The following is an 8,338-nucleotide window of genomic DNA, read 5'->3' as shown; positions in this document are numbered from 1 at the left end:
ATACCTGACACATCGCTTCAATGGGAAATTGTTGTCGCCATTGTTCGATTAACGCGTATTTTTCAGCGACTCCTGTGCAAAATACGCTGTTGCTTTTTTAATATATCTCGCTCAAGGCGAGCTTCATTTAACGCCTTACGCAGTTGCAGAATTTCAGATTCCAGTTCAGCCACCGTGCGGGAACCAGGAGTACCGAGCCCTTTTCTGGCGGCGGTAACCCATTGTCCTAAAGTGCCTTCAGGAAGGGATAATCGGGAAGCGCCTTCACTGATCGAAAGTTGATTTTCAAGAACCGTTCTGACAGCTTCGGCTTTGAACTCTTTAGAGTAACGTTGGTTTTTTCTGCTCATTATTAGCTCCTTCTGATGCCATTCTATTTCAGGAAGGAGTGTCCGTTAAACTCAGGCTACCTCAGACAGTCCTGTTCTCCCAAATATCATGGTATTGATACGGGAGATTATGCCGTACAGGTACGACACGTTATGTCGTGCCAAAGGGGAGTGGATAGAAAAAATGGCGAAGATGCGAAAAGTTGATTAATGCATTGAAAAAAATGAATTAATAATGAACTTGGGTAAAAGCGCCATCAAAATACGACACGACCTGTCGTATTTTGTGTTAGCCGGGAAAAGATATCTGCTACTTACTAAAATGATTTAGTGCTGAAAATATTTATAAGCCAATAAATAGACAGGTATTACGGAGTACGCCCAGGCTATTTTAACGAGCCTGCTGTTTTATTGGCTCAAAAAACATATCCCATAGATGATCAGCCATACCCGCGTTAGTGAGCAAGGTATCCCTTGAGTAGCCAGGGCTGAAGATGCCCATTGATGGGCGAAAACCAAGGTTCTGGCCGTTAAAGCGGCTATGTCGTTAAACACATCACCACCATATGCCATCCGGCTCACTTCGTCGGCCAAATTAGTGTGATATTCTTTCCAGAATTTCTGTTGTATCCACAACATAAGGCGATGATTGATGGAGCAGTCTCTCAATTTTGAAATGTTGCGCAGCCAGTGGCCGGAACTGGCAGAACTCGCATGTATGGCAGAGCGCTATGTTCACTCCGATCCGGAAAGCTGCCTGGTTAAGCTGCGCAACTACACCGAATTGATGGTGCGCTGGTTGTATCGTCAGGAGCGGTTGCCGGAAGGTATTAAGGCTAATCTTTACGATTTAATGAACGCTGATGTCTTTACCAGCATGATGCCGGAAGCCATCATCATGAAAATGGATGCGCTGCGTATCCATGGCAACCGTGCCGCGCACGGCGGACGTATCAAAGCTAAAGATACTTACTGGCTGCTCAAAGAAGCGTATTTGTTGGGAATTTGGCTGTATGTTCGCTACGCCCACGGTAATGTTGATGACTGCCCCAAATTTACACTCCCTCCATTAACACAATCTTCAGGTCGTGCAGATGAAAAACGTCTGGAAGATGCAATCAAGGCTCAGGATGAAAGCCGTGAGCGCGAACTGGCGCTACAACGCGCACTACAGCAAGAACAGGAAAAGGCCGAACACCTCACTCAACGCCTGAATGAAGCCAGAGCGCGTAACCAGCATGTTGCCGATATTCTCTCTATTGATGAAGCGGAAACCCGCCGTCGCCTGATTGACTCTCGCTTACTTGCAGCCGACTGGAATGTAGGGGAAGAACTTAAAAACACGGATCAAGTCACACAAGAACATCCAGTCAAAGAGCAACCCACCACCTCTGGTGACGGTTATGCAGACTATGTCTTGTGGGATGAGGCACACAAACCGTTGGCGGTGGTGGAAGCAAAAAAAACCAGCGTCAATGCCGAGCAAGGACGAATTCAGGCCCGGCTGTATGCAGACTGGCTGGAAAAAGAATACGGTCAGCGTCCGGTCATCTTCTACACCAACGGCTATGATATCTGGCTGTGGGATGACCATAAAACTCATGGTTATCCCCCGCGTCGGGTGTTTGGCTTCTACAGCAAGGAAAGCCTGCAATATCTTATTCAGCAGCGTGAAACCCGTCTGCCGCTGAACAGAGTGCCACACGTAAAAGATAACGAAGGTAAGGCCGTTGCCGGACGTTTGTACCAGCTCGAAACCATTGCCCGCGTCAGTGAACGGTTTACCAACAAGTACCGACAATCGTTAATTGTTCAGGCTACGGGTACAGGCAAAACCCGCGTGGCAATTGCACTAAGCAAACTGATGATTGATGCCCGCTGGGTAAAACGCGTCCTGTTTCTTTGCGACCGTAAAGAACTGCGTAAACAGGCGGCAAATGCCTTTAATCAATTCACCAATGAGCCGCTGTATGTGGTCGGGAAATCGAAAAAAGCAGACAGGCAGAATGCCAGAATCTACATCGCTACCTATCCCGGTATGATGAAAATCATGGACCATTTCGATGTCGGTTATTTCGATTTGATCATCGCCGATGAATCCCACCGCTCTATCTACAACGTCTACGGCGATCTGTTTAAGTATTTTGATGCCCTCCAGATTGGCCTGACGGCCACGCCAATTGACATGGTGAGTAAAACCACTTTCGGCCTGTTTGGTTGTGAAGGACGTATTCCTACCGCCAACTACAGCCTGGAAGATGCCATCGCCGATAACAATCTGGTTCCCTATGAGGTTGTCACACACACAACAGAATTCCTGCGCGAAGGTATCAAACGGGAGAAATTAAGCGACGCACAAATCCGCGAGCTGGAAGAACAAGGCATAGATCCCAATACGCTGGAGTTTGATGGCAAGGCGCTGGATGAGGCGATCTACAACAAAGACACCAACCGCTATATCCTGCGTAACCTGATGGAAAATGGCCTGAAAGATCGGGACGGCCAGTTGCCTGGTAAAACCATCATTTTCGCCCGTAACCACAAACACGCGCTGCTGTTGAATGAATTGTTCGACGATATGTACCCACAGTTTGCCGGGCGCTTCTGCCAGGTCATCGACAACTACGATCCCCGCGCCGAGCAACTGATTGATGATTTTAAAGGGCTGGATGAAAGCACCAACAAAGAGCTGACCATCGCTATCTCCGTTGACATGCTCGATACCGGTATTGATGTCCCGGAAATTGTGAATCTGGTCTTTGCCAAACCGGTCAAATCAAAAGTGAAGTTCTGGCAGATGATTGGCCGTGGTACGCGCCTCTGTCCGGGGTTGTACGGTTACGACGATAACGGCAAACCGCTGGATAAACAGAAATTCCGCATTTTCGATCACTGGGGCAATTTTGAGTATCACGAGCTGCATACCGAAGAGGCGGAAGTCACAGCGACAAAATCGCTTGCGCAAAAACGCTTCGAGCGTGGTATGCTGGGGGCCGCTGCGCAGCGTAAATTCGACAAACAGGCGGTGGATTTAGTTGCTCACCAGCTTCGCGAGCAAATCAACGCACTGGATGAAAAGTCGATTGCCGTACAGGAAAAATGGCAGCAGAAAGCGCAGTACAGTGATGAAAAGGTGCTGCGCCAGCTTTCTCCGAAAACACAGCAGGATCTGCTATCTGTTCTGGCCCCGTTGATGCAGTGGCTGGACGTGCGCGGGCAAAGCGATGCCATACGCTTTGATATGGATATTCTGGCGGCGCAAACTGCCCGTTATACCAACCCGGAAGAGCTGGATGTTCTCTGGCCGATCATCGTCGAAAAAGTGGAGCGCCTGCCGCCGCATTTGGCGCAGGTGCAGCAACAGGGACAACGAATCAATCAGCTTCGTAATTTAAGCTGGTGGAAGCAGGCCAGCCTGGAAGAGCTGGAGGATATTCGCATTCATTTGCGCGGTATCATGCACCTGATGGAAAAAGACGCGACGCCTAAATTTGGTTCGATACAGGTGGATATTACCGAAGATGCGAACCTGATCCAGACGGAGACCCGCAAAACTAATATCCGCTCGATTGATTTCAAACTCTATCGCCAGCAGGTTCAGGGGGCGCTGGAGCCGCTGTTCCAGCAAAACCCGGTTCTGAAGAAAATCCGCAACGGCGAGCCAGTCACGCAAAACGAGCTGGATGAGCTGGCGAAGCTGGTGCTGATCCAGAACCCCAACGTTGATATTCGTGCGTTGAAAGAGTTTTATCCGCAGGCAACCGCCAGCCTGGATAAACTTTTGCGTACCATCATCGGGATGGACAGCGACGCGGTGGAAGTGCGTTTTGCCCAGTTCGCCGCTGATAACAGCCTGACCAGCCAACAACTGCGCTTCCTGTCATTGCTGAAAAACCACATTCGCGATTACGGCACCATTGAAATGCGGCAGCTCTTTGAACAGCCTTTTACGCATATCCACAACGAAGGCGTTACCGGTGTGTTCCCTGATATAGCGCAAATCGCCCGCCTGCAAAAGATAGTCGAAGAGCTGGGTGTTGTGACCGACGCAGCGACGGTATAATACACGCATGACAAGCCCCGGCAGCGGGGCTTTTGTATTTAAAACAGGATATAAACGCTAACAATGATTACTGGCGACTTAAAAAGTAAAATCGACGGACTATGGGAAGATTTCTGGGTGGGTGGTATCACCAACCCGCTGACCGTAATCGAACAGATCACCTATCTGATGTATTCCCGGATGCTGGATACCCAGGAACAACGCGACGAAAAGCGTAAACAAATCGCGGGTATTGATTTTAAACCGCGTTTTGCGCCAGAACAGCAGGAGTTCCGTTTCAGTCACTATAGCAACCTTGGCTCGGATGAGATGATGGAAGTGGTGCGCGATGGCGTATTCCAGCATTTCCGTCAGCTCGGCCAGGCCGATGCTTCGAAGGTGACGCTGCTGGGCAACTTTATGAAAGATGCTCGTCTGGAGATTGTTAAGCCGTCATTGCTGACCAAAGCGGTTGAGGTAATCAAAAACCTGCCATTGGATCGCGGCGACACCAAAGGCGACCTTTACGAATACCTGTTAAGCAAGCTGACAACTGCCGGAATCAACGGACAGTTCCGCACACCGCGCCACATTATCCGCACGATGGTTGAAATGATGGAGCCGAACCCGGCCCGCGGCGAGACGATTTGCGATCCCGCCTGTGGCACCGGTGGTTTTCTGGCAACCAGCTATGAATATCTGCTGGAGAAGTACAGCTCGCTGGAATCCATTCATACTGAGATTGGCACCAACGAACGTGGCGAGCTGGAAGAGCAAAAAATCTTTACCGGCGATCTGCTGACACCGTGGCGTAACCATGTGGATAACAACATGTTCCACGGTTACGACTTTGACACCACAATGCTACGTATCGCCGCCATGAACCTGATTATGCACGGCGTGGATGCGCCTGATATCCACTATCAGGACACAATGAGCCAGAGTTTCAGCACAAACTTCCCGCAGGCCAGTAAAAACGCCTTCAACCTGATTCTGGCGAACCCGCCGTTTACCGGTTCACTGGACGAGGAAGATATCGACTCCACGCTGTCGGCAATGGTGAAAACCAAAAAAACCGAACTACTGTTCCTGGCGCGTATTCTGCAAATGCTGAAAGTGGGCGGGCGCAGTGCCACTATCGTGCCGCAGGGCGTGCTGTTTGGCTCTAGCAAGGCGCACCAGTCACTTCGCAAAACGCTGGTGGAAGATAACCAACTGGAAACGGTGATCAATCTGCCTTCTGGTGTATTTAAACCTTACGCTGGCGTGGCGACGGCGATCCTGATCTTTACCAAAGGCGGTCAAACGGATGAGGTCTGGTTCTACGATCTACAAAATGACGGCTACAGCCTGGATGATAAGCGCAACCCGATAAAAGACAACGATCTGCCGCATCTGCTGGCAAGCTGGAAGCATTACCGTACTTTACGCGGGCTACCGGTTGATAACTTTATGGGTAAGAAGTTAGCCTCGTTGCTTAAACAGCAGTACCCGGAAGGGATTAATGCTGGCGTTGATTTTAAAGATCGCACGCAGGCGGCGTTTGTTGTACCGAAAGCGGATATTGCTGCGCAGAAATACGATCTATCCATCAACCGTTATAAAGAAGTCGTGTATCAGGCGGAGGAATATGAAGATCCGAAGGTGATATTGAAGCGGTTAAAGGATCTGGAAAAAGAGATTCTGGCGGATTTGGATGAGCTGGAGGGGATGCTGTGAGTTCGGCGATGGTGAAGTTAGGGGATGTTATTAATGTTCACTACGGAAAAGCATTAAAAGCTGATCAGCGTGTATCGAATGGAAGTGTCCATGTGTTTGGTAGTTCAGGAATTGTCGGCAACCACGATAAAACGCTTTGCAGCTATCCCACGATAATTATTGGCCGCAAAGGCAGCGTTGGTGCTATTACCTGGGCTCCAAGCGGAGGCTGGATCATTGATACTGCTTATTACGTTGAGATCAAAGATAATAATAAGTTAGATCTCCGATACTTGTTTTATATTCTGAGCGGAATTGATCTCACTAAGAAAACGATTACCACAAGTATTCCTGGATTAAATAGAGACGATCTCTATGATACATTTATTAAATTACCACCTTTTGAAGAGCAGAAACGAATTGTGGATCTTCTCGATAAAGCTGAGGGTATACGCCAAAAACGTGAGCAATCCATCAAACTGGCTGATGATTTTTTGCGTGCTACGTTTGCTACAATGTATGGGAATCCTATTACAAACCCCAAAAAATGGCCTGTCCATCTTATGGGAGAAATTATTGAATTTAAAGGTGGAAATCAACCACCTAAAAGTGATTTTATTTTTGAACCTAAACAGGGTTATATTAGATTAGTACAAATTAGAGATTTTAAATCCGATAAATATGCGACGTACATTCCGCAAGAAAAAGCAAAACGTATTTTCGAAGTTGATGATGTTATGATTGCTCGTTATGGGCCACCTGTGTTTCAAATACTTAGAGGTTTATCCGGCAGCTACAATGTAGCTTTAATGAAAGCTTCACCCAAAGAAAATATTAGGAAGGGGTTTATATTCTATCTTCTACAACTTCCGGAATATCATGATGTTGTTGTAAAAAACTCTGAAAGAACAGCAGGACAAACCGGTGTAAATCTTGAACTATTAAACAAATTCAATGTTCCCCTCCCACCTATATACTATCAAGATGAGATATTAGATAGATTAGCTAGAATTGAAAAATTTAAAGAAAAAATAGAAATATCATTAAATCATTTAGAAATACAATTTTTATCACTACAGAAGAGATTAATAGGTTTTTAAATCCTTAGTATCGAAATAAACATTAATTTATTATATTAAATTAAGATATTTTAGGAAATTAAGGCGTCACTCTTAGGTAACGCCTTTTTTTACTATCTCGCCCCCTAAGAAGGTTATATCTTACTTAATACCTGTGACTATTTTTGATATAATCATAAATACACACTAATTTGCAAAAATTACTTGACAACACCTGAGTATTCATAGCTTCATCTATATGTTTTTTCAATATTTTGAGAAGCTCTCCCATATCGCGCTTGATTAATCCAGGCTCCATATAAGGCATCATTCTTAAAAAGAAACTGAAATCATAAGCAAGATATAACTCATTGACCCCCACCTTGACCTCAGGAACGGTTTCAGAGCGTCGTTTATCCCATCCTTGAGACTGAAAACTAATAGGAGTGATATTTAATCGTGATAAAACGCCACCTGAGAGTTCTGTTTCATTAATTATACTCCCATCAGGATTAATTAATTTAGCGTGATTTAAGAAGTGAAAAATAGGAATGCGCGCATTGCCTTTGCATATATTTGGCAAAACATCATTAACAACACATCCCCAATCATAATATCCATTTTCAAATACAACCTCTCGGATGAGATCTACACGCTCCAGTCCAACCAATCCTTTAGTTGCCATCGATTCCGATTTTTTTACCATCGAAATAGCACCATATCCCACAACAAACTCAGTTGTACTGACCCCTTCTTCAATTTTCTCTGAATCCCTCACATATAATTTTCCTTTCGGATCATCAGTTAAGACCAACTCATAAAGTTCATCTTTTATCATTCGGAATAAATGTGCTGGAATCCTTTTTTTAGTTTCACTCAGCACCTCAAATATTTCTTTATAGGATGGTGCCTGAACATATTTTACCGGGATTTTTGGTAATGACTCCAACTTACTGATAGTGTTTTATGTTCAGATAATGCCCGATGACCTTGTCATGCAGCTCCACCGATTTTGAGAACGACAGTGACTTCCGTCCCAGCCTTGCCAGATGTTGTCTCAGATTCAGATTATGTCGCTCAATGCGCTGAGTGTAACGCTTGCTGATAACGTGCAGCTTTCCCTTCAGGCGTGATTCATACAGCGGCCAGCCATCCGTCATCCATACCACGACCTCAAAGGCCGACAGCAGGCTCAGAAGACGCTCCAGTGT

General features: G+C 46.3%; 5 protein-coding genes and 1 pseudogene. 3 read left to right on the top strand and 3 right to left on the bottom strand.

Going from position 1 to position 8,338, the window contains the following annotated elements; all coding sequences use genetic code 11:
• Positions 1-350, bottom strand: a pseudogene (locus BHE85_RS06655) (transposase); the annotation flags it as partial.
• 631 nt (positions 351-981) lie between these two features.
• On the opposite strand from BHE85_RS06655, the gene BHE85_RS06645 reads away from it, so the two are divergent.
• The 3 genes from BHE85_RS06645 (at position 982) to BHE85_RS06635 (ending at position 7,169) form a co-directional block, all read left to right on the top strand.
• A complete protein-coding gene (locus tag BHE85_RS06645) occupies positions 982-4,392 on the top strand; it encodes a DEAD/DEAH box helicase family protein (RefSeq protein WP_128832472.1) in 3,411 nt (1,136 codons plus the stop codon).
• A 63-nt stretch (positions 4,393-4,455) separates the two neighbouring features.
• Positions 4,456-6,090 (top strand): type I restriction-modification system subunit M, encoded by a 1,635-nt coding sequence (locus tag BHE85_RS06640; protein ID WP_000627723.1) that lies wholly within the window; start codon positions 4,456-4,458, stop codon positions 6,088-6,090.
• Positions 6,091-6,098: 8 nt separating this feature from the next.
• Positions 6,099-7,169, top strand: a complete 1,071-nt coding sequence (locus BHE85_RS06635; protein WP_011379338.1) for a restriction endonuclease subunit S — start codon at positions 6,099-6,101, stop codon at positions 7,167-7,169.
• A gap of 124 nt (positions 7,170-7,293) precedes the next feature.
• On the opposite strand, the gene BHE85_RS06630 is transcribed toward BHE85_RS06635, so the two are convergent.
• Both BHE85_RS06630 and BHE85_RS06625 read right to left on the bottom strand, forming a co-directional pair.
• Positions 7,294-8,010: a hypothetical protein gene (locus BHE85_RS06630; protein ID WP_000947861.1), complete on the bottom strand. Its 717-nt coding sequence runs from the start codon at positions 8,008-8,010 to the stop codon at positions 7,294-7,296.
• Positions 8,011-8,077: 67 nt separating this feature from the next.
• The coding region (locus tag BHE85_RS06625; RefSeq protein WP_000317683.1) for an IS1 family transposase at positions 8,078-8,338 on the bottom strand (261 nt) is incomplete at its 5' end.

Origin of the sequence: Shigella sp. FC1567, assembly GCF_001743015.1 — a bacterium.
Classification (GTDB): domain Bacteria; phylum Pseudomonadota; class Gammaproteobacteria; order Enterobacterales; family Enterobacteriaceae; genus Escherichia; species Escherichia coli.
The sequence above is the reverse complement of the archived record's forward strand: the minus strand, read 5'-3'. Positions and strand labels throughout refer to the sequence as shown.

Coding starts and splice junctions, on each gene's coding strand:
- BHE85_RS06645 (WP_128832472.1), top strand. CDS start 982: ATGGAGCAGTCTCTCAATTTTGAAATGTTGCGCAGCCAGTGGCCGGAA.
- BHE85_RS06640 (WP_000627723.1), top strand. CDS start 4,456: ATGATTACTGGCGACTTAAAAAGTAAAATCGACGGACTATGGGAAGAT.
- BHE85_RS06635 (WP_011379338.1), top strand. CDS start 6,099: ATGGTGAAGTTAGGGGATGTTATTAATGTTCACTACGGAAAAGCATTA.